The organism is Streptomyces sp. O3 (assembly GCF_054788135.1).
In genome coordinates, this window is sequence record NZ_JBTVYK010000019.1 from 20,331 (window position 1) to 39,791 (window position 19,461).

Sequence of the window (19,461 nt, forward strand, 5' to 3'; positions counted from 1 at the left end):
GTCAGCCGCCGAGCAGCCTCCCCAGGGCCTGGCCAATCACGTCGAGCGTGATCTGTCGGCCGACCGTGTCGGGGCTTTCGCCGAGCAGCCGCCGTACCCGCTCCATCAGGCCGCGCTGGCGGTCCGGGTCGGGGTCGCCGTCCGGGCCGCCCCGCCGGGCCAGGTCGTCCGCGCTGTTCAGCAGGGCCGCACGGGTGGCGTCGTCCGGGGCCAGCACGGGCGCCAGCTGGCGGATCAGGCGGGCCAGGTCCACGGGCGACAGCGCGGTCTGGACCGTCTGGTGGAAGTCGCCGTGCGCCATGTTGACCGTCCTGGCCTCGATGCGGGTCACTGGGTGGTCGCTTCCGCCCTGATGAGCCACGAACGCGCCGATGTCGCCCGTCTCGCCCTCGCTGAGCACGGCGTCGGTGCCGAGCGGGGTGAGCGCCACCTCCGATCCGACGCCGCCCTGGAACTCCGGTCCGGTGCAGGTGATCAGGCGCCTGTCGGCGAGGTAGGACAGCGCGCGGGCGACCTCGGCGCGGTGCAGGGCCTCGCCGAGGAAGAACAGCTCCGACGAGTCGAAGAACGCCTTGATGCGCAGGGGTTGGCGCTCCGAGTGCGCGTAGATCCAGCGCAGCACGGCCCACGTGGCGTACCGGCCGCGCTGCACGGGGTCGGCCCTGCGGGCCTGGAGCAGCCGGGCCTCGTCCTCACCGGCGGGCAGCAGGGTCACCACGGGGGCGTGCCGCCGGGATCCCTGTTCACTGATCAGCCGCTGCTCGCCGAGCCGGTCGACGAGGGACTGCACGGTGTCCAGCGAGATGCTCTGCCAGGCGCAGAACTCGGCGCAGTCCACAGGGAGGTCGGGGTTCTGCATGACCCGGTCCCAGACCCACAGGAGCAGGCGGGAACGGAACCGGTCGAAGCTCTCGCTGTCGTGGTCCGGGAACGGAGGCGCTGCGGCTGACAACTGTCTCAGTCCTGTTCATCCTCGGCCGTCGGCTTGGGGGTTGCCTGGGGCCTGTCCGGGTGAGTGCGCCGACACCTCGAAACTACACAGGTTCCACTCAGCTCACCACGGAAAAACCAAAAGGCAACTGCCCTCCTTCCCACAGGAGTTCACCGCATGCACGCCAGGGCGTCCCGTACCGCCTCATCCGTGCGGGCGATGACCGCCGTGCCGTCGTCCGCGGTGATGATCGGGCGCTGGATCAGCTTCGGGTGCGCGGCGAGTGCCGCGATCCAGCGGTCCCAGGGCTCCAGGGCGAGCCGGGCGAGTACGGCGCGGATCTCGTCCTCGGTCGGGACGTCGTCCAGGTAGCGGCGCACGGTGGGGTTGATGGGGTGCCATAGGCCCTCTGGCCAGCGGCTTTTGTCAGTGCCCCGCAGTAGAATTGAAGCAGTGTTCGAGACGGTCCGCGAGGGCCCCGACCACCCTTGGAGGATGCCCGTGCCCGCTGCCGCAGTCACCGCGAAACCCCTGCCGATCGACCTGCCCTACATGCCTCTGGTGAAGAAGCCGCTGCCCGCCGGACGGCCGCGCGAGTGGTACATCCGGCACAACCGCCGACTGAAGGCCATGCGCCTGGCCATCGCCCTGCTGGACTCCGGCGTCTACCGCGCCGAGCAGGCCGACGACCGCAGGATACGTTCCACGGCCGAGCTGGTCGGCGTCCACCCGCCGTCCGACATCACCTGTCACATGGTGCGCGCGCTGATGCGCTACAGCCGCTGATCGCCGCGTGCCGCCAGGCCGCCGCTCGACGCGGCCTGGCGGCCCAGCAGTCCGGCCGAGCGCTCAGCTCGACAGTTCGCGTTCCAGCGGCGTGCGGAAGCGCGGGGTGAAGCGGACGTCACCCGCCCAGGCCGCCAGCCCGGCCGCCTCTCCACAGCTGCTCGACGTGCGACGACGCCCCGACGGTCATGTCCGTCACCAGCCACTGCAGGTCGCTCGGGAAGGGGCGGTACGGCGCGGGGATGTCGATCCCCGCGCACGGGGGCAGACCCGGTCAGACGCCCAGGGCCTGCCCGGTCCTTCCGTCAGACGCCCAGGACCTTCGCCTCCGTCTCGGGGTCGAGGCCGACGACCGGCCGGTCGGGCCGCTGCGGGGCCGTGCCCCCGATCGACTGGAGCCAGGCCCAGGTGTCGGCCACGGTGTCCGCGACCGGGCGGCACGTCAGGCCCGCCGCGACCGCCTTGGTCACATCGCTTCCGTGCAGCGCGTCATGCAGCTCGCCGCCCGGCGGCACCCAGATCGGCAGCTGCGACCACGGCTCGATCCCGGCGTCCGCGATCACCTCGGGCGCGGTCCAGCGCAGCTCGGCCCCGGCCCCGGCGGCCTCGACGCAGGCGTCGAGCAGCTCGCCGATCGTGGTGTGCCCGCGCGGGCTGATCAGGTTGTACGGGCCGCTGAGCCCGGCCGCGGCCGCGTCCAGCACCCACTCGGCGAGATCGCGCACGTCGATGTACTGCAACGGCAACTCACGCGGCCCCGGAGCGAGCACCGGGCCGCCGCGCGCGACCCGGCTCAGCCACCAGGGCAGCCGTCCGATGTTCTCGTACGGCCCGATGATCAGGCCCGACCTGACCAGCAGCGACCGGTCGTCGCCGAAGGACTCCAGCACGGCCAGCTCGCCGCCGCGCTTGTCGTGCGGATACCCGGTCTGCTCCGCGTCGGGCGCGCCGTCGGCCAGCGGGGCGTCCTCGGTGAACCCGGCCGCCGGCGGCCAGGCGTACACCGAGCAGCTCGACACATACACATAGCGACCCACTCGGTCGGCCAGCAGCCGCGCGGTGTCCTGGACCGCCCGTGGCGCCGCCGACCAGGTGTCGACCACGAGGTCCCACTCGCCGTCGGCGAGCGCGGCGAGGCCGTCCGGACTCGTGCGGTCGCCGTGCAGCGCGGTGACACCGGCCGGTGGCTCATGCCGACCGCGGTGGAAGACGGTCACCTCCCAGCCTCGGGCGACCGCCGCCTCGGTCACCGCGCGCCCCGCGAACTCCGTACCACCCAGCATCAGAAGTCTCATGGCGGTGACTCTGCCGCGCGAAACGCCAGTGAAGGAATCGCATTCCGCTGTGGGGGAACAACTTCCGCTCACAGAAAAAACGGAACCGGACCCGCCGATTCCTTGCTCAGTCACGGGTGGCACCATAAGCCGCTATGACGGGTACCCGGTCGCCGATGCGCGCCCTGCGGGCCGCACTCTTCGCGGCGGTATGCGTCATCCTGTCTGGTGTAGGACATTCCTCCACATCTGCCCATGACGTCCCGGTCGGGTCTCTACTGGCCGCGTTCTGCGTCACCTTGGGCGTCGCCTGGATCGCGGGCGGTCGACGGCGCGGGGCCTGGCCGATCGGGGCCGGGCTGGCCGGGGTGCAGGGCGCCCTGCACCTGATCTTCTCGCTGGGGCAGTCGCACACCGCGTCGCACAGCCCGGCACAGCCACCGCCACCGCACGGAGCGGATCACACCGGAGCCCACGCGACCCACGGCGCTCACGCCACCCATCCCCCCGCCGTGGACGCGACGGGCGCGCTGGACCACGGAACCGCCGGGATGCTCACCGCGCACCTGCTCGCCGCGGTCGTCTGCGCCCTGTGGCTCGCGCGCGGCGAGGCGGCGCTCTTCGGGCTGCTGCGCGCGCTGCGGTCGCTGGCCTTCACTCCGCTGCGGCTGCTGCTGACGGTCGTACGGGCGCCATCGGCGCCGGGCTCGGTGCGGACAGCGCGGCCGGGGCGCGGCGGGGCACGGCCGCGTACCGCCGATCTCGCGCATGTGGTGGCCCGGCGCGGGCCGCCGACGGTGGCCGCACTCCCCCGTTACGCGCCCACCACGCCCTGACGCCAGGTTTCGGCGATGCCGTGGGTGCGCTGCCCCCTGCCCTCGCACGAAATCCGAAGGACGTCATGACCCTCGACACCCGGCAGCCTCAGCCGGACACTTCCGAAGAACCCAGACCGGCCTCTCGATCCAGCCGGGCCGCGCTGCGCCCGCTCCTCCTGCGGCTGCACTTCTACGCGGGTGTGCTGATCGCCCCGTTCCTGCTCGTCGCCGCCGTGAGCGGACTGCTCTACGCACTGTCCTTCCAGGCCGAGAAGATCGTCTACCGCCAGGAGCTGAGCGTTCCCGTCGGCGACGGGAAGCTGCCGCTCAGCGAGCAGGTCGCGGCCGCTCGCGAGACGCAGCCGAACGGCACCGTCACGGCCGTCTGGCCGTCGGCCGACGACGGTGCGACGACCCGTGTGCTGTTCGACTCGCCGAAGGTCGCCGATGACAAGTCCCTGGCGGTCTTCGTCGACCCGTACACCGCCGAGGTACGCGGTGAACTCGCCAGCTACGGCGGCTCGGGCGCGCTGCCGCTGCGCGCCTGGCTGTCCGAGCTGCACCGCACCCTGCACCTGGGCGACCTCGGGCGCTACTACAGCGAGCTCGCGGCGAGCTGGCTGTGGGTGGTCGCGCTCGGCGGCGTACTGCTCTGGTTCGGGCGCAGGCGGGCCAGGCGCCGCGACCTGGTCGTCCCCTCGGCGGGCGGGCAGCGCAAGGGCGGCCGCGGCAGGACGCTGTCCTGGCACGGCGCCGTCGGGCTGTGGTCGGCGCTCGGCCTGGTGCTGCTGTCGGCCACCGGGCTCACCTGGTCGAAGTACGCGGGCGAGAACATCGCCGAGTGGAAGTCCCAGCTGGGCGGGACGACACCCGCGGTCGACGCGACCCTCACGGGCGCCGACGCCGCGGCGTCGGGCGGCGGGCACGAGGGCCACGGCGACGGCCATGAGGGCCACGTCGGTCACCAGGGCGCCGACATCGGCCTGGACCGGGTGCTGGAGATCGCACGCGGCGAGGGCGTCGACGGCAAGCTGGCGGTTTCCCTGCCGGTGGAGGGCCGGGGCTATGTCCTCAAGGAGACCGACACCCAGTTCCCGGTCCACCTGGACTCGGTGGCCGTCGACCCGGCCGACGGGACGGTTCTGGACACCGTGCGGTTCGCCGACTACCCGGTGCTCGCGAAGCTGACCCGGATCGGCATCGCCGCGCACATGGGCGTCTTCCTCGGGCTGGCCAACCAGCTCACGCTGGCCGCCCTGATGGTCGGCACGATCCTGTTGATCGTCTGGGGCTACCGGATGTGGTGGCTGCGCCGCCCGACCAGGGACCGCGCGCTGAGCGTCGGCCGGCCGACGCCGCGTGGCGCCTGGCGGAGGGTCCCGCTGCCGGTGCTGTTGCCGCTGGCGGCCGTGACCGCGCTGGTCGGCTGGTTCGTACCGCTGCTGGGGATCAGCCTGCTGGCGTTCCTGGTACTCGACGTGGCCGTGGGTCTCGTCAAGCGGGCCCGCGCCGGAGCCTGACAGCCGAAGGCCGCACGGCCGCACGGCCGACAAGGCGTACGGCCGACAAGGCGTACGGCGCAGGGCGCCTCCGCGAGAGTCCGCGGAGGCGCCCTGCGCCGCTGTCGTGCCGTCGGTCAGGCCTGTCCGGCCTTCTCCAGGCCGGTGCAGCAGGTGTCGACGATCAGCCGGGTCACCACGTACGGGTCGATGTTGGCGTTCGGGCGGCGGTCCTCGATGTAGCCCTTGCCGTCCTGCTCGACCTGCCACGGGATGCGGACCGACGCGCCGCGGTTGGAGACGCCGTAGCTGTACTCGTTCCACGGGGCGGTCTCGTGCAGGCCGGTGAGGCGGTCGTCGATGCCCGCGCCGTAGTTCTTCACGTGGTCCATCGGCTTGGAGCCCTCGCCCAGCGCCTCGCAGGCGGTGATGATCGCGTCGTAGCCCTCGCGCATCGCCTTGGTGGAGAAGTTGGTGTGCGCGCCCGCGCCGTTCCAGTCGCCCTTCACCGGCTTCGGGTCGAGCGTCGCGGAGACCTCGAAGTCCTCGGCGGTGCGGTACAGCAGCCAGCGGGCGACCCACAGCTGGTCGGAGACCTCCAGCGGGGACAGCGGGCCGACCTGGAACTCCCACTGGCCCGGCATGACCTCGGCGTTGATGCCGGAGATGCCGAGACCGGCCTTGAGGCAGTTGTCCAGGTGCGCCTCGACGACGTCGCGGCCGAAGATCTCGTCCGAGCCGACGCCGCAGTAGTAGCCGCCCTGCGCGGCCGGGAAGCCGCCCTCGGGGAAGCCGAGCGGGCGGGAGCCCTTGAAGAAGGTGTACTCCTGCTCGATGCCGAAGATCGGCTCCTGGGCGGCGAACCGCTCCGCCACCTCGGTCAGCTGGGCCCGCGTGTTGGTGGCGTGCGGCGTCATGTCCGTGTTGAGGACCTCGCACAGCACCAGCAGGTCGTCGCCGCCGCGGATCGGGTCCGGGCAGGAGAAGACCGGCTTCAGGACGCAGTCGGAGGCGTGCCCCTCGGCCTGGTTGGTGCTGGACCCGTCGAAGCCCCAGACGGGCAGCTCGGCGAGGCTCGCGCCGGAACCGGCCATGATCTTCGTCTTGGAGCGAAGTTTGGCGGTCGGCTCGGTGCCGTCGATCCAGATGTACTCGGCCTTGAACGTCACGGGGCGCCATCCTTTGCGGGCTCTGCTGCGGGTGCTGTCACGGCGGCCGGTGGCACGCACGCTGTAAGCGCAGCCTGACAACCGGCGATTTCCCGTCCATTGCCCGACTGTGAACCCCGTGTAACGCGGCACGCACCCGCACCGGAGAGGGGGCGGAAACGGCCCGCACGGTCCCCGCGACCTGCATACAGAGCCACGGCTACAGGGGCACGGCACAGGGGCACGACCCATCACTTGATCAGCGCGTTGGCCACGGCGATCAGCAACCCGATCATCGCGTCCGCGCCTCCGATCAGCACCGCCGACCGGCGCCGGTACCCCACCCGCAGGGCCGCGAAGGCGCCCCAGCCGAAGAGCAGCCCGGCGTTCAGGGCCAGGCCCGCGGTGGTGACCTCGTCCGCTGGCCAGCCGGCCGCCCCCGCCGCCACCAACAGCAGCGCCGTGGGAAAACCCGCGACGACCACCGGCCACTCGTCGGCGAGCGCACGGCCGAGCTGCCGCCACCGGTGGCTGCCGGAGCCCGGCTCATGGGCGGCCATGTGGTGGGCGTAACCGTGCGCGAGCGCGGCGGTTCCCGCGGTCACCATGACCCAGGCCGCGTCATAGTACGGCGTGAACTCGCCGTCCGCCTGCAGGGCGGCGAGCAGCGCGCTGGCCAGGACTGTGCCGTACACGCCGCCGAACATCCAGTTCCGCATGGGGTCCCTCGTGGTCAGCCGATACGTCGGTCGCAGGACCCACGCTAGGGGCACTGGGAGTCCTGTTCGCCCCGCTAACGACCCGTATCCGAGTGGCTTAGGTCCCGTCCGTCCGGCCGAAGGTCCCGGAACCCCCGCGCCCCGCGCCCCGTCCGCCGACGGCTTCCATGACGTCGCGGCCCGTTGAACACCGGTCCCCTCATCCCCGTATGGAACAGAGAGCTCCTCCCCTGCCGGACACCCCACATGTCCCCGGCACCGAAGCTAGGAGATCCATGCGAAACGCGAAACGCAAACGCCGTTCCACGCCCGCGCGGCGGGTCACCGCGGCCGTCGCCGCGCTGGTCCTGGGCGCGGGCGGGCTGGTCACGGCCGGTGTCTACGCCTCCGCGGGCGAGGGCTGGTACGACGACGACCGCGCCGAGCGGAGCGACCGCCGCGCGCACACCGCGCAGCGGCTGTCCACGATCGACTGCCCGGACGTCGGCGACCGGCTCCGGGAGGTGCCGGAGGCCGCGCGGGCCGAGGTCGGCCGCGAACTCGCGGGCATCGACGATCAGATCGCCGAGGCCTACCGGAGGTTCGCCGACTCCAGGAGACAGCTGGAGCGGGACCCGAACGCGGTGTGGAACGTCATCCTCGGGCCCCTGGAGTCGAAGCGCGGCGCGGCCATCGACCGGATCGCGACCGCGGTCGGGCGGTCCGCCGACCGCCCCGACGGCCTGGCCGCGCTGGCGCGGTGCGCCATGCGCGCCGAGTCCGAATCCGACCCCGACGACCCCGACGAGTCCGACCGCGACTCCGAGTCCGACCGCGACGGCGGGCGGGCAGGCGGCCAGGCGGGCAACGGTCCCGTCGCCGACGACTTCGTCGAGATCGAGTCCGTCCGGCCGAACGTCAGCGAACCCCGCCAGCTGCGCGGCGCGTCGAAGGGCGTCTTCGTCACCGAATGCGGCGTGAACGAGAACGGCAAGTTCAACCCGGACAACGTGATCGTCGCGCCCGGTGTGCGCAACGGCGCGCACCATATGCACGACTACGTCGGCAACCAGGCGACCGACGCCTTCTCCGATGACGAGGATCTGGCGGACGGCGCCACCACCTGCCGCAACCAGGGCGACCGCTCCACGTACTACTGGCCGGTCCTGCGGATCCAGAACGGCACGGTCGAGCGGGACGCGGCCGAGGACGGCGGCGGCAACGACCAGAACGTGGGCGAGATCCAGACCCCCAGCGAGGTCGAGCTGAGGTTCGTCGGGAGCCCGGTGGGCCGGGTCGCCGCGATGCCGCGCTTCCTGCGCGTCATCACCGGTGACGCCAAGTCGTTCACCAACGGCGACGCCAACGCCAACGCCTCCTGGAGCTGCACCGGTTTCGAGGACCGCCAGCTCACGGACAAGTACCCGCTCTGCCCCGAGGGAAGCAGCGTGGTGCGCACCTTCAAGTTCCAGAGCTGCTGGGACGGCCGGAACACCGACAGCGCGAACCACCGCGACCATGTGGCGTTCACGCGCGATGACGGCTCCTGCCCGCGAGGCTTTCGGGCCATCCCCCAGCTCGTGCAGCGCGTCGTCTACGACGTACCGGCCGAACGGAACTTCGCGATCGACTCGTTCCCCGAGCAGCTGCACAAACCCGTCACCGATCACGGCGACTTCATCAACGTCTTCGACGAGCGGCTGATGCGCAAGGCGGTGAACTGCATCAACCAGGGCCGCACTTGCCGCTGACGCCGGGGTGACCAACGCGCGACCCCACCGGCGCCCCACCGCGCGCCCCCATCGGCGCCCCACCACGTGACCCCATCGGGTGACCTCACCGGGGTGACCAACGCACGATTCGCTCGTTTTGCTGAACGTGAGTTCTCCGGATGTCGCCACGCGCCCCTCCCCCGAACCCGATCCCGAACCCGGCACCGATCCCGGTGCCGATCCCGGTGCCGACGTCGATCCCGACATCGATGTGGAGCGGGCCGAGGCCGCGCTGGTCGAGCACTACCCGCGCCTGGTGCGGCTGGCGTACCTGGTCCTGCCGTCGTCGCTCGGCCGCACCCGCCGGGTGCTGACCGCGCACGCGCTCACGCAGCGCGCGCTGCCCAAGGGCCGCGTCCCCGGCGAGGGTTCGGCCGTGCCCGGCCAGGGCGGCGGCCCCGACCCCGGCCCCGGATACGCGTATGTCCGGCTGCGGGTGGTGCGCGGCGCGCTCCAGGCGGGGCTGCCGCTACGGCGGTTCGCCTGGCCGCGGCGGGCGCAACTGCCGCCGCTGCTGCCGCAGGTGCGCGGGATCACGCTGTTCCCGCGCCCCGGCGGCGCCGACGAACTCGCCCTGGACCAGCGGCTGTCCACGCTGAGCGGCCCCGGCCGTGCCGCGTTCGCGCTGCGCGGCCTGGAGCGGCTGCCGGACCGGGAGGTACGCGGGCTCCTGGACGCGGCCGGGGTCGACGACCCGCACACCGCGCTCGCCGAGGCCGACGAGGTCGAAGCGCCGTACGCGCTGCTCAGATCCCCGGAGTTCGACCCCTGCTCGCTCCAGGCGAGACCCACCGACCTGCTGCGCCGCCGCCAGCACACCAGGGCCGCCGTCGCCGCGACGGTCGCGGTCCTGGTCTGCGGGGCGCTGCTCGGGCTGCCCGGCGACGGCTGGGGCCCCGACGGGGCGGCGGCTCCCCCGTACGCGAAGAACCCGGCGGCCGAAGCGGCCCTCGACCCGGCCAGGCTGACCACCGCGCCGAACGGCGCCTGGCGGGACGCCTCCCGTACGGACTTCTCGGTGTGGCCCGCGCGCGGCGCGCTCACCGACGACAAGGAACTGCTGCGCCGGGCGCTGGCGGTCTGGGCGCGTCCGGGCGAGTCGGTCCGGGTCTCGGCGACCCCCGGCACCCCGTCCGGCGCGCCACCGGGGCCCGCGCAGCTGCTGTACGCGGGCGAGGTCGGCCAGGCCCGCGTGGTGCTGCTGTACGACGGCCTGCGGATCACCCGGTACGCCGAGCCGCGCGGCGAGAGCGGCAAGGGCGGCGTCGCGCTGGACTTCGCCCGCGTGGACGGCGCCGACGCGGCGGGCTCGGCCGCGGTGGTGGTCAGCCGCCAGCACGGCAACGTCCGCTATCTGACCGCCCCCTGGGTGCGCGACACGGCCGTGCGCGACCTCCTCAAGCCGGACGCGGAGCCCAAGCCGCTGGGGCGCGCCGCCGACGGCGTCACCGACCCGCTCGCCAGCCCCGTGCGCGGCGGCGAGTGCCGTACCGTCAACACACTGGAGGTACGGGACGCCACCGCGACCCGGCTGCTCGCCGACCTGGGCGAGCTGACCCCGGCCCGGCTCACCTGGGGCCGCCCCGAGAAGCCGCGTGACGTGTCCACCGCGCGGGCCCGCGAGCGCTGGTCGGGGACGGCCTGCCTGCTGCCCGCCGTCGGGTCGAGCGGGGTGCGTACGGTGAACTCCTGGCCGTACTCGTACCAGCGGCTCCCGGAGTCGGGCGGCACCGCCACCTGGATGTGCACCCGCGCGGAGACCTGGCGCGGCGCCGGCAGCAGGACGCTCGCGCAGTTCCACCCGCCGGGCGGCGAGTCGGGCGCGATCGCGGCGAAGGCCGAGAACTCCCCGGCGTGCGGGGCGCGGTCGCCGCGGGTGCTCGCCGGGGTGCTGTGGAAGTCCTCGGCCGGAAACTGGTACGTCCTGGCGGCGGGCAGCAAGAACGTCGCGAAGGTCTCGGCGACGGGCGGCGTCACGGGGTCGGCTCGGGGCAACGTCCTCGCCCTGCCAGCCGACGACGGCGTACAGGCGGAGCTGACGGGCCGCCTGGCGGACGGAACCGAGCTGCGGGGGCTGCGCTAGAAAAACCCGTGCGCCGGAAAGACCCGTGCGCCGGGAAAAACCCGTACTCCGGGAAAACCCGTGCGCCGGGAAAAACCCCGTGCACGGGGGGTGTCGCCCTGCGGTACCCGTCAGTACATTGACGCCATGTCTAACAAGCAGGCCCGGCTTCCCCGGCCCGTCGAGTCTGAGCACATAGCGCTCAAGCCTCGCCAGGTCTCCTTCGCCTGGGAGGAGACGCCGCTGCACTGGGTGCCCGGCGACCCCTTCACCACGCACATGATCAATGTGCTGCATCTGCTGCTGCCCGCGGGCGAGCGCTGGTTCGTGCACGTCTACAAGCAGGTGCTGCCGTACATCGGGGACGAGCGGCTGCGCGCGGACGTCATCGGGTTCATCGGCCAGGAGGCGATGCACTCGCAGGCCCATGACGAGGTGCTGCCGCACCTCAGGGAGCAGGGCCTGGACCCCACGCCGTACACCGCGCAGGTCGACTGGTTCTTCGAGAAGCTGCTCGGGGACCGTACGCTGCCGCCGGGGCGGGCCCGTAAGTGGTGGCTGCTGGAGCGGGTCGCGACGATCGCGGCGATCGAGCACTACACGGCGTTCCTCGGCGACTGGGTGCTGAACGCCGACGAGCTGGACCGGCGCGGGGCCGATCCGACCATGCTGGACCTGCTGCGCTGGCACGGCGCCGAGGAGGTCGAGCACCGGTCCGTCGCGTTCGACCTGTTCCTGCACGTCGACGGCGGCTACGCACGCCGGGCGCGCACCTGGGCGACGGCCTTCGGCGCGCTGGTCTTCCTGTGGCAGCGCGGCGTGCGGTTCTTCATGGCGAACGACCCGACGCTGCCCGCCGACGCCAAGCCGACCTTCGGCGAGTTCTTCGCCAAGGGGCGGCAGGGCGTGCTGCCCACGACCGGGGCGATGGTCCGGTCCATCCCCCGCTATCTGGGCCGCGCCTACCACCCGTCGCAGGAGGGCTCGACCCGGCAGGCCGTCGCCTATCTCGCCTCGTCGCCCGCCGCGCTCGCGGCCGAGGCCCGTGAGAAGGGCGCCGCCTGAGATGCCGCCCCGGACACCCGCGAAGGCCCTCGTGCCGCCCCGCCCCCGTACGGTCGCCGCGCTCGCCGGCGTCGGCGCGGCCCTGCTCGCCCGGCGGGCGCTGCGGCGGCGCATCGCCCGCTCGCCGCTGTGGCCGATGCCCGCGCTCGAACGGCCGACCTCCGGACGCCCGCGCGGCCGCACCCTGCGCATGCGGGTCACCGACCGCGCTGACATCGCCGACGGGGTCGTCCGGATCCGGCTGGCTGGCGCGGATCCGGCCGGACGTGAGCTGCCCGACTGGACGCCGGGGGCGCACCTGGACCTGGTGCTGCCGTCCGGCGCCGTCCGCCAGTACTCGCTGTGCGGCGACCCGGCGGACACCGGCTCGTACACCGTGGCGACCCGGCTGATCCCCGAGGCGGACGGCGGCCGGGGCGGCTCCCGCGAGGTCCACGAAGTGCTGCGCGAGGGCGTCGAAGTCCAGGTGCGCGGCCCCCGCAACCGCTTCCCGCTGGTGTCGTCGCACGCGTACGTCTTCGTCGCGGGCGGCATCGGCATCACCCCGATCCTGCCGATGCTGCGCGCCGCGGCCGCGTCGGGGGCCGAGTGGCGGCTGCTGTACGGCGGGCGCACCCGGAGCTCGATGCCGTTCCTGGCGGAGATCGCGCGGCTGGACGGCGCGGCGGACCGGGTGACGGCAGTGCCCGAGGACGAGGCCGGGCTGCCGGACCTGGGCGCGCTGTTCGCCTCGGCCCCGCAGGCCGCCGCGGTCTACTGCTGCGGGCCCGGCGGCCTGATGGACGCGGTGGCCGCGGCCCTGCCCGCGGGCTGCGCCCTGCACCTGGAGCGGTTCACTCCGGCCGCGCCCGCGGCGGACGTCGGCAATGAGGCGTTCGACGTGGAACTGCGGCGCAGCGGCCGGAAGGTGACCGTCGCGGCCGACGAGACGGTGCTGGCCGCCGTGCGCCGGGAGCTGCCCGACACCCCGTACTCCTGCCAGCAGGGTTTCTGCGGAACCTGCCAACAGCGGGTGCTCAGCGGCGAGGTCGACCACCGCGACGAACTGCTCACGGACGCCGAGCGCACCGACTCGATGCTGATCTGCGTCTCGCGCGCACGGCGTGAAGGACTGGTGCTCGACCTGTGAGGCGGCCGTGAGGCCGACAGCGCGCCCCGGCCGTTAAGGTGTTCGTATGACGACCGGGGTGCGCCGCAGGATGGGTGTCGAGGAACGGCGGCGGCAGCTGATCGCCGTGGCGCTCGACCTGTTCAGCCGCCGCTCCCCCGACGAGGTATCCATCGACGAGATAGCGGCGGCCGCCGGTATCTCGCGCCCCCTCGTCTACCACTACTTCCCCGGCAAGATGAGCCTGTACGAGGCCGCGCTGCGGCGGGCCGCCGAGGATCTCGCGGCCCGGTTCGACGAGCCGCGCGAAGGCCCCCTGGGCGCGCGGCTGTTGCGCGTGATGGGCCGCTTCCTGGACTTCGTCGACGAGCACGGGCCCGGCTTCTCGGCGCTGATGCGCGGCGGCCCGGCCGTCGGCTCGTCGGCGACCAACGCGCTGATCGACTCGGTGCGCCAGGCCGCGTACGAGCAGATCCTGTCCCACCTGGACGTCACCCGGCCCCCGGCCCGCCTGGAGCTGGTCGTGCGCTCCTGGGTGTCGCTGGCCGAGTCCACGGCGCTGATCTGGCTTGAGGGCCGTCGAGTGCCGCGCCGCGAGCTGGAGTTGCAGCTGGTGCACGACTTCGCGGCGCTGGTCGCGGTGAGCGCCGCGTACGACGACGAGATGGCGGCGATCCTGCGCGGGGTGCTGGCGGCGGAGCCGCCGGACGGCCCGTTCGCGGACCTGGTGGAGCGCCTCGTCGCCCTGGCGCCCAGGCCGTGACGCCCGCGCCCCGCACCGGAGCGGATCCGGTGCGGGGCGCGGGCGCCGGCAGCGCGGCACGGCTCAGCGGGTGAACACCGCCACCGTGCGGGCCGGGACCGTGAAGGCGCCCGACTCCGCCTGGTACGAAGCCGACTTCACCACGGGGTCCGAGCCGTCGGCCTGGACCGGGTGCAGCCGGTAGCCCGCACCGGCGAGCCCGGCCACCCGCTGGGTCTGGCGCTCGGGCGTGGCGTTGAAGACCACCACCAGGTCACCGGCCCGCATCGTGATCACGCCCGGCGTCTCGTCCTTCCCGGACAGCGGGAAGGACAGCGCGTCCTGCACCTGGTCCGCCGTGCCGAGCGAGAAGGTCTCCTCGGTGGTGCGGATCCGGAGCAGGTCCCGGTACGCGGCCGACGCGCCCTCGATCTGCGCGCAGCCCACCGCGGGCACCTCGGTCAGCAGCGGCTTGGCGTACGCCCACTTGTCCTCGTTGTCGGCCGCCGGGGGCAGGCCGCGGCCGAAGCCGTTGCCGTCCCGGCAGTCCCAGTGGACGGCGTTGAACCAGTCGCCGCTGTCATAGGAGTTGCGGTCCAGGGACTTGGAGCGCAGCAGGTCCGTTCCGGCCTGGGACAGCGCGGGTCCCTGCGCGAACGCGGCCGTGCCCATGGCGAGCACCTGCATCCGGGCCCGGTCGGACGCGGACGTACCGGACGGCAGCTTGAAGGCGAGCGCGTCGTACAGGGTCTCGTTGTCGTGCGCGTCCGCGTACGACAGGGCCTCGCCCGGCGCGTCGGCGTATCCGGCCGGGGCGCCGTTGTAGTCGACCTCGGAGCCCTTGACCGTACGGCCGCTGGTGTCGGTGAAGGTGTACGAGCGGAGGTTGCCGCTCAGGCCGACCTTGATGAGGTCCTGGTAGTGCAGCAGCCGGGCCTTCTGCTCGGCCTTGGTGCCGTTCTCCTTCGAGGAGTTGGGCTCGGTGTACAGGCCGGAGGCGAAGCCCTGCACGCCGGGGTCGGCGTCGAACGGGCCGCCGCCGCGGATCGCGTCGCGGGAGCGGTCGTTGAAGGTGGCGATGCCGGTTCCGGCCATGTTCCGCTGGGTGGCCTGCACGAAGCGGGCGTCGTCGGCGACCTCGCCGAAGTTCCAGCCCTCGCCGTACAGCACGATCTTCTCGCCGTCGACGCCGTCCTCGGCGAGGGTCAGCGCGTCCAGCGCCTTCCGCACGGCGAGGATGTTGTCCTTCGGGTGGTGTCCCATCAGGTCGAAGCGGAAGCCGTCGACCTTGTACTCCTTCGCCCAGGTGACGATCGAGTCGACGACCAGCTTGCCCATCATCGCGTTCTCGGGCGCGGTGTTGGCGCAGCAGGTGGAGGTGGCGACCGAGCCGTCCGCGAGCAGCCGCTGGTAGTAGCCGGGGACGATCTTGTCGAGCACGGAGGTGTCGTCCTGCCCGGAGGCGGTGGTGTGGTTGTAGACGACGTCCATCACCACGCGCAGCCCGCCCTCGTTGAGGGCCTGGACCATCTTCCGGAACTCGACGGTGCGCCGGGTGCCGTCCGGGTCGCTGGCGTACGAGCCCTCGGGGACCGTGTAGTGGTAGGGGTCGTAGCCCCAGTTGTAGGCGTCCTCGCCCGCGACCTTAGCGACGCACTCCTGCTGCCTGGCGGAGTCGGCCGGGTGGGCGGCGAGGTCGCAGTCGACGGTGGCCTGCTTCTCCTCGGGGATGGTGGCGATGTCGAAGGCCGGGAGGAGATGCACGTACGAGGTCCCGGACTCGGCGAGGTCCCTCAGGTGCTGGCTGCCCTTGGTGTTCTTCTCGGTGAAGGCCAGGTACTCGCCGCGGTTCTTCGCCGTGGCGTCCTCGACCGAGAAGTCGCGGATGTGCAGCTCCTGGATCTGGGCGTTGGTGAGCGGCACGGCGGCGGGCTTCTTCAGCGTCGACCAGCCCTCGGGGGCCAGGCGCTGGTCGCCGAGGTCGGCGACGAGGCTCCGCTTCGAGTCGGTGGTCAGGGCGACCGAGTAGGGGTCGGTGACCTGGTTGGTGACGACCTTCTGGACGCTGGGGGCCCAGACCTTGACGGCGTACCGGTACGCCTTGCCCTTCCACGACTTCTTGCCCCTGACGGACCAGACTCCGCTGTCGTCGTCGCGCTTCATGGCGACGGGCTTGCGGCGGCCGTCGAGGTGGAGCGAGACCCGCTGGGCGGTGGGGGCCCATACGCGCAGGGTGGGGCGGCCCTTGCGGTCGAAGGTCGCGCCGAGGTCGGCCTTGGCGGCCTCGCCCGCGTACAGGTCGTCGAGCACGCCCGCGAGCTGGACGCCGGTGGCGGTCAGCACGGCGCCGTCGGCGGCGCGCTGGGTGGCGACGAGCTGGCCCTTCAGGGCGTCGCGGATACGGTCGGTGTCGCGGTCGCGCGGGTCGACGGCGTAGGCGCGGACGTCGGCCAGATGCGGGAACTTCTTCTTCTGCGCGTCGGTGAGGGACGTCTCGGTCAGCCGGAGCCAGCGGGCGTCGTCGGCGCCGGTCAGGGCGCCGTCCTCGACGGCGATGCCGCCGCCGCGCTGGTACAGCAGCTGGGCGGACGCGGCGCTGGGGCCGCCGTCCCAGACCACGGTGTTCCGGTCGATCCAGACCGCCTCGGCCTTGGTCGGGTCGAGGGCCGCGCCGCCGCCCTCGGGCTGCGGCAGCAGGTACTTCTCCTGGCCGCTCAGCAGCCAGACCTCGTGCCCGTTCGCGGTGAGGTCGAGGGACTGGTCGGCGGGGAGGTCCTTCTCGTCGCCCTTGTGCAGGATGTAGCTGAGGGACGCGGCGTCGTCGGCGAGCTCCACCTCGTAGACCGCGCCGTAGGCGTCGGTGCGGACCGGCTGGAGCGGCTTGGACCAGTCGGTCGGGTTCGCGGCCCCGGTCCACACGTGCAGGCCCCAGCCGTCGTAGTCGCCGTCGGCGCGCTGGTAGTGCAGGACCGCCTTGGTCTCGTCCTGCGGCGGGTAGGCCCCGTCGGGCGCGGTGTCCCGCTGGCCGTCCTCGCCCTGGGCGATCCAGACCTCGCCGGTCCTGGCGAGCGCGACGGTGCGTTCGGGGCCGTCGGCCGTGCCGTCCTTCTCGACGGTGTACGAGACGCTGGCGGCGCCCTCGTCGAGCTTCAGCCAGGCGAACGCGCCGTACGCGTCGCGGCCGGTGAAGGGGGCGGTGGTGTCGCCGGACGTGAGCCGCCAGCCGTCGTAGTCGCCGTCGGGGCGCTGGTAGTGCACCACCGCGTAGTCGCGCTCGACCGCGCTGGGCGGCTCGTCGGCCGGGGGCGCGCCCGCGGTGCTGGCGGCCAGGTCGCTGGCGGTGCGTCCGGCGGAGTCGACGACGACGGCCTTGTAGCGCAGGGCCGTTCCCTCGGGGGCGTCGACCTGGTGGGTCACCCGGTACGGGGCGTGGTCGGCGGAGCCGAGCACCTGCCACTTGCCGTGGCCCTGCTGGGCGGCGAAGACGACCCGGTTCAGCTGGCCGCCGGACACGTCGGCGGTGAGTTCCACGGTGCCGGCGGCGCCCGCCTTCGGGGCCTTGAGGGTGAGCGAGGGCTTGGCGGCGGGGGCGGCGAGCGGTTCGGCGGCCTGGAGGACGAGGGAGGACAGCGCCGGGACGGTGACCTTGATCTTCTTGTCGGGACCGCTCGTCACGGTGGCGGAACCGCCGTACAGCGTACGGAAGTCCATGCCAGCGGACTCGGTCGGGAGCTCCACGGTCCGCGCCTCGGCGGCGTTGTTGGCGGCGACCACGTACTCGGTCTTCGCGTCGGCGGCGGCGACTGCGTCCGCGTCCGCGTCGGCGTCGATGCGGCTGAAGGCGTAGACGCCCTGGCCGTCGGCGGCGTAGCGCTCGGTCTGGACGCCGTCGCGCAGGGCCGGGTGCTCGGCGGTGAGCCGGGACAGCTCGGCGATCTGCCGGTAGAGGGGGTGCTCGGTGTCGTAGGCGCCCTCGGCGTGGGTGCGGTCGGTGCCGAGCTGGTCGTTCTTGTCGGCGTCGAGGTAGTCCGGGGTCTTCGACGCGAACAGGGTCTGGCGGGCGTCCTTGTCGCCGCCCGCGCCGGTGAAGCCCTGCTCGTCGCCGTAGTAGACGACCGGGTTGCCGCGCGAGAAGAACATCAGCTCGTTGGCGAGCCCGTACCGCTTGAGCAGTTCGGCGTCGTCGGCACCGGCGTTGTCCTGCTTCAGGAACGTGCCGAAGCGGCCCATGTCGTGGTTGCCGAGGAACGGCACCTGCTCGTACGCGTTGGCCTTGTCCGTGGTGTAGCGGTAGTCCTGCGCGAAGACGTTCGCCAGTCCCGCCGCCGAACCGCCCTGCGAGGCGTACTGTCGGGCGGCCTCCTGGAAGGGGAAGTCCAGGGTCGCGTCGAGGCGGCCCTCGGTGACGTACTCCGCGTTGATCGCCGGGTCGGCGGAGTACACCTCGCCGAACATGAAGAAGTCCTCACGGCCCCTCTTGGCGGCGTACCGGTCGAGCGTGGTGGCCCACTGGGTCCAGAACTCGGTGTTGACGTGCTTCACGGTGTCGATCCGGAAGCCGTCGATGTCGAAGTCCTTGACCCACCTCTGGTAGATCTTCTCCATGCCCTTGACGACTTCGGGGCGCTCGGTCCAGAGGTCGTCCAGGCCGTAGAAGTCGCCGTACTGGCTGGACTCGCCCGCGAAGGTGGAGTCGCCGCGGTTGTGGTACATCGTCGGGTCGTTGAGCCAGGAGGGGACCTTGAGGTCCTTCTTGGCGTCCGGGACGACGGGGGTGCGCGGGAAGGAGTCCGCGTCGACCTTGGGGAACTTGCGCTTCTTGCCCTTCTTTCCCTTCTTGCGCTTCTTTGTCCCGCCGTCCGCGTAGTCGGCGTCGTCGAAGGGCACGCCGTCCTTCTTCGTCAGGTACGGGAAGGCGCCCTTGGAGAGGTAGTCGTAGGACTTCTCCCGGTAGTCGACGACGTCGGCGGTGTGGTTGGTGATGACGTCGAAGAAGACCTTCATGCCCTTGGCGTGGGCCTTGTCGATCAGCTTCTCCAGGTCGGCGTTGGTGCCGAAGTGCGGGTCGACCTGGGTGAAGTCGGTGATCCAGTAGCCGTGGTATCCGGCCGACGCGTCCTCGCCCTCGCCCTGCACCGGCTGGTTCTTGAAGATCGGCGCCATCCAGATGGCGGTGGTGCCGAGACCCTTGATGTAGTCGAGCCGGTCGGTGATGCCCTTGAGGTCGCCGCCCTGGTAGAAGCCCTTGTCGGCGGGGTCGTAGCCGGTCTTGAGGCGGGAGCCGGTCAGGCCGCCCCGGTCGTTGTCCGGGTCGCCGTTGGCGAAGCGGTCCGGGAGGACGAAGTAGAACTGCTCACGGGTCAGGTCGTGCCGCGCGGGCTGGGCGGCGAGCTTGGCGTCCGACGGCGGCCTGGGCGGCTTCTTCGCCGCGGCGGGCACGGCCGAGACGAGCGACCCGCACAGGGCGAGCGTCACCACGGCGGTGGCCGCTCTGCGCGGGGTGGGCGGGGATATCACGGGCCGGGGTCTCCTTACGAGGGTACGTACGGGGGGTACGG

At 72.5% G+C, this 19,461-nt stretch carries 14 protein-coding genes; 8 read left to right on the forward strand and 6 right to left on the reverse strand.

Translation table 11 applies throughout. From position 1 onward, the window contains the following. Position 1: 1 nt before the first annotated feature. Positions 2–952 carry a hypothetical protein gene (locus ACX6XY_RS11995; protein WP_460329140.1) on the reverse strand — a complete coding sequence of 317 codons (951 nt, stop codon included), beginning with the start codon at positions 950–952 and terminating at the stop codon, positions 2–4. A 149-nt stretch (positions 953–1,101) separates the two neighbouring features. After that, entirely contained in the window at positions 1,102–1,371 is a 270-nt protein-coding gene (locus tag ACX6XY_RS12000; protein WP_460329287.1) for an ArsC/Spx/MgsR family protein, read from the reverse strand. Between the two features lie 61 nt (positions 1,372–1,432). Between ACX6XY_RS12000 and ACX6XY_RS12005 the strand changes: the two genes are divergently transcribed. Next, on the forward strand, positions 1,433–1,717 hold the full coding sequence (locus ACX6XY_RS12005; protein ID WP_460329143.1) for a hypothetical protein: 285 nt from the start codon (positions 1,433–1,435) through the stop codon (positions 1,715–1,717). A gap of 305 nt (positions 1,718–2,022) precedes the next feature. Here the strand turns inward: ACX6XY_RS12005 and ACX6XY_RS12010 are convergent, their stop codons facing one another. Further along, on the reverse strand, positions 2,023–3,012 hold the full coding sequence (locus ACX6XY_RS12010) for an NAD-dependent epimerase/dehydratase family protein (RefSeq protein WP_460329146.1): 990 nt from the start codon (positions 3,010–3,012) through the stop codon (positions 2,023–2,025). Between the two features lie 134 nt (positions 3,013–3,146). Between ACX6XY_RS12010 and ACX6XY_RS12015 the strand changes: the two genes are divergently transcribed. Together ACX6XY_RS12015 and ACX6XY_RS12020 are read left to right on the forward strand one after the other, a co-directional pair. Then, a complete protein-coding gene (locus ACX6XY_RS12015) occupies positions 3,147–3,827 on the forward strand; it encodes a hypothetical protein (RefSeq protein ID WP_460329148.1) in 681 nt (226 codons plus the stop codon). Positions 3,828–3,892: 65 nt separating this feature from the next. After that, positions 3,893–5,329 carry a PepSY-associated TM helix domain-containing protein gene (locus ACX6XY_RS12020; protein WP_460329150.1) on the forward strand — a complete coding sequence of 479 codons (1,437 nt, stop codon included), beginning with the start codon at positions 3,893–3,895 and terminating at the stop codon, positions 5,327–5,329. Positions 5,330–5,445: 116 nt separating this feature from the next. On the opposite strand, the gene glnII is transcribed toward ACX6XY_RS12020, so the two are convergent. Together glnII and ACX6XY_RS12030 are read right to left on the reverse strand one after the other, a co-directional pair. Beyond that, positions 5,446–6,477 carry a glutamine synthetase gene (glnII, locus tag ACX6XY_RS12025; RefSeq protein WP_460329153.1) on the reverse strand — a complete coding sequence of 344 codons (1,032 nt, stop codon included), beginning with the start codon at positions 6,475–6,477 and terminating at the stop codon, positions 5,446–5,448. Positions 6,478–6,707: 230 nt separating this feature from the next. After that, positions 6,708–7,175 carry a hypothetical protein gene (locus tag ACX6XY_RS12030; RefSeq protein ID WP_460329155.1) on the reverse strand — a complete coding sequence of 156 codons (468 nt, stop codon included), beginning with the start codon at positions 7,173–7,175 and terminating at the stop codon, positions 6,708–6,710. Between the two features lie 275 nt (positions 7,176–7,450). Between ACX6XY_RS12030 and ACX6XY_RS12035 the strand changes: the two genes are divergently transcribed. From ACX6XY_RS12035 to ACX6XY_RS12055, 5 genes are all read left to right on the forward strand, one after another. Further along, positions 7,451–8,905, forward strand: a complete 1,455-nt coding sequence (locus tag ACX6XY_RS12035) for a DUF1996 domain-containing protein (RefSeq protein WP_460329157.1) — start codon at positions 7,451–7,453, stop codon at positions 8,903–8,905. Positions 8,906–9,032: 127 nt separating this feature from the next. Further along, a complete protein-coding gene (locus ACX6XY_RS12040; protein ID WP_460329159.1) occupies positions 9,033–11,009 on the forward strand; it encodes a hypothetical protein in 1,977 nt (658 codons plus the stop codon). A gap of 126 nt (positions 11,010–11,135) precedes the next feature. Then, the gene (locus ACX6XY_RS12045; protein WP_460329162.1) at positions 11,136–12,053 is read left to right on the forward strand and encodes a metal-dependent hydrolase; all 918 of its coding nucleotides are present in this window, start codon (positions 11,136–11,138) and stop codon (positions 12,051–12,053) included. Position 12,054: 1 nt separating this feature from the next. Further along, positions 12,055–13,182: a PDR/VanB family oxidoreductase gene (locus tag ACX6XY_RS12050; protein WP_460329165.1), complete on the forward strand. Its 1,128-nt coding sequence runs from the start codon at positions 12,055–12,057 to the stop codon at positions 13,180–13,182. Positions 13,183–13,228: 46 nt separating this feature from the next. Continuing rightward, positions 13,229–13,924: a TetR/AcrR family transcriptional regulator gene (locus tag ACX6XY_RS12055; protein WP_460329167.1), complete on the forward strand. Its 696-nt coding sequence runs from the start codon at positions 13,229–13,231 to the stop codon at positions 13,922–13,924. Positions 13,925–13,987: 63 nt separating this feature from the next. Here the strand turns inward: ACX6XY_RS12055 and pulA are convergent, their stop codons facing one another. After that, on the reverse strand, positions 13,988–19,420 hold the full coding sequence (pulA, locus tag ACX6XY_RS12060; protein WP_460329170.1) for a pullulanase-type alpha-1,6-glucosidase: 5,433 nt from the start codon (positions 19,418–19,420) through the stop codon (positions 13,988–13,990). Positions 19,421–19,461: the final 41 nt, after the last annotated feature.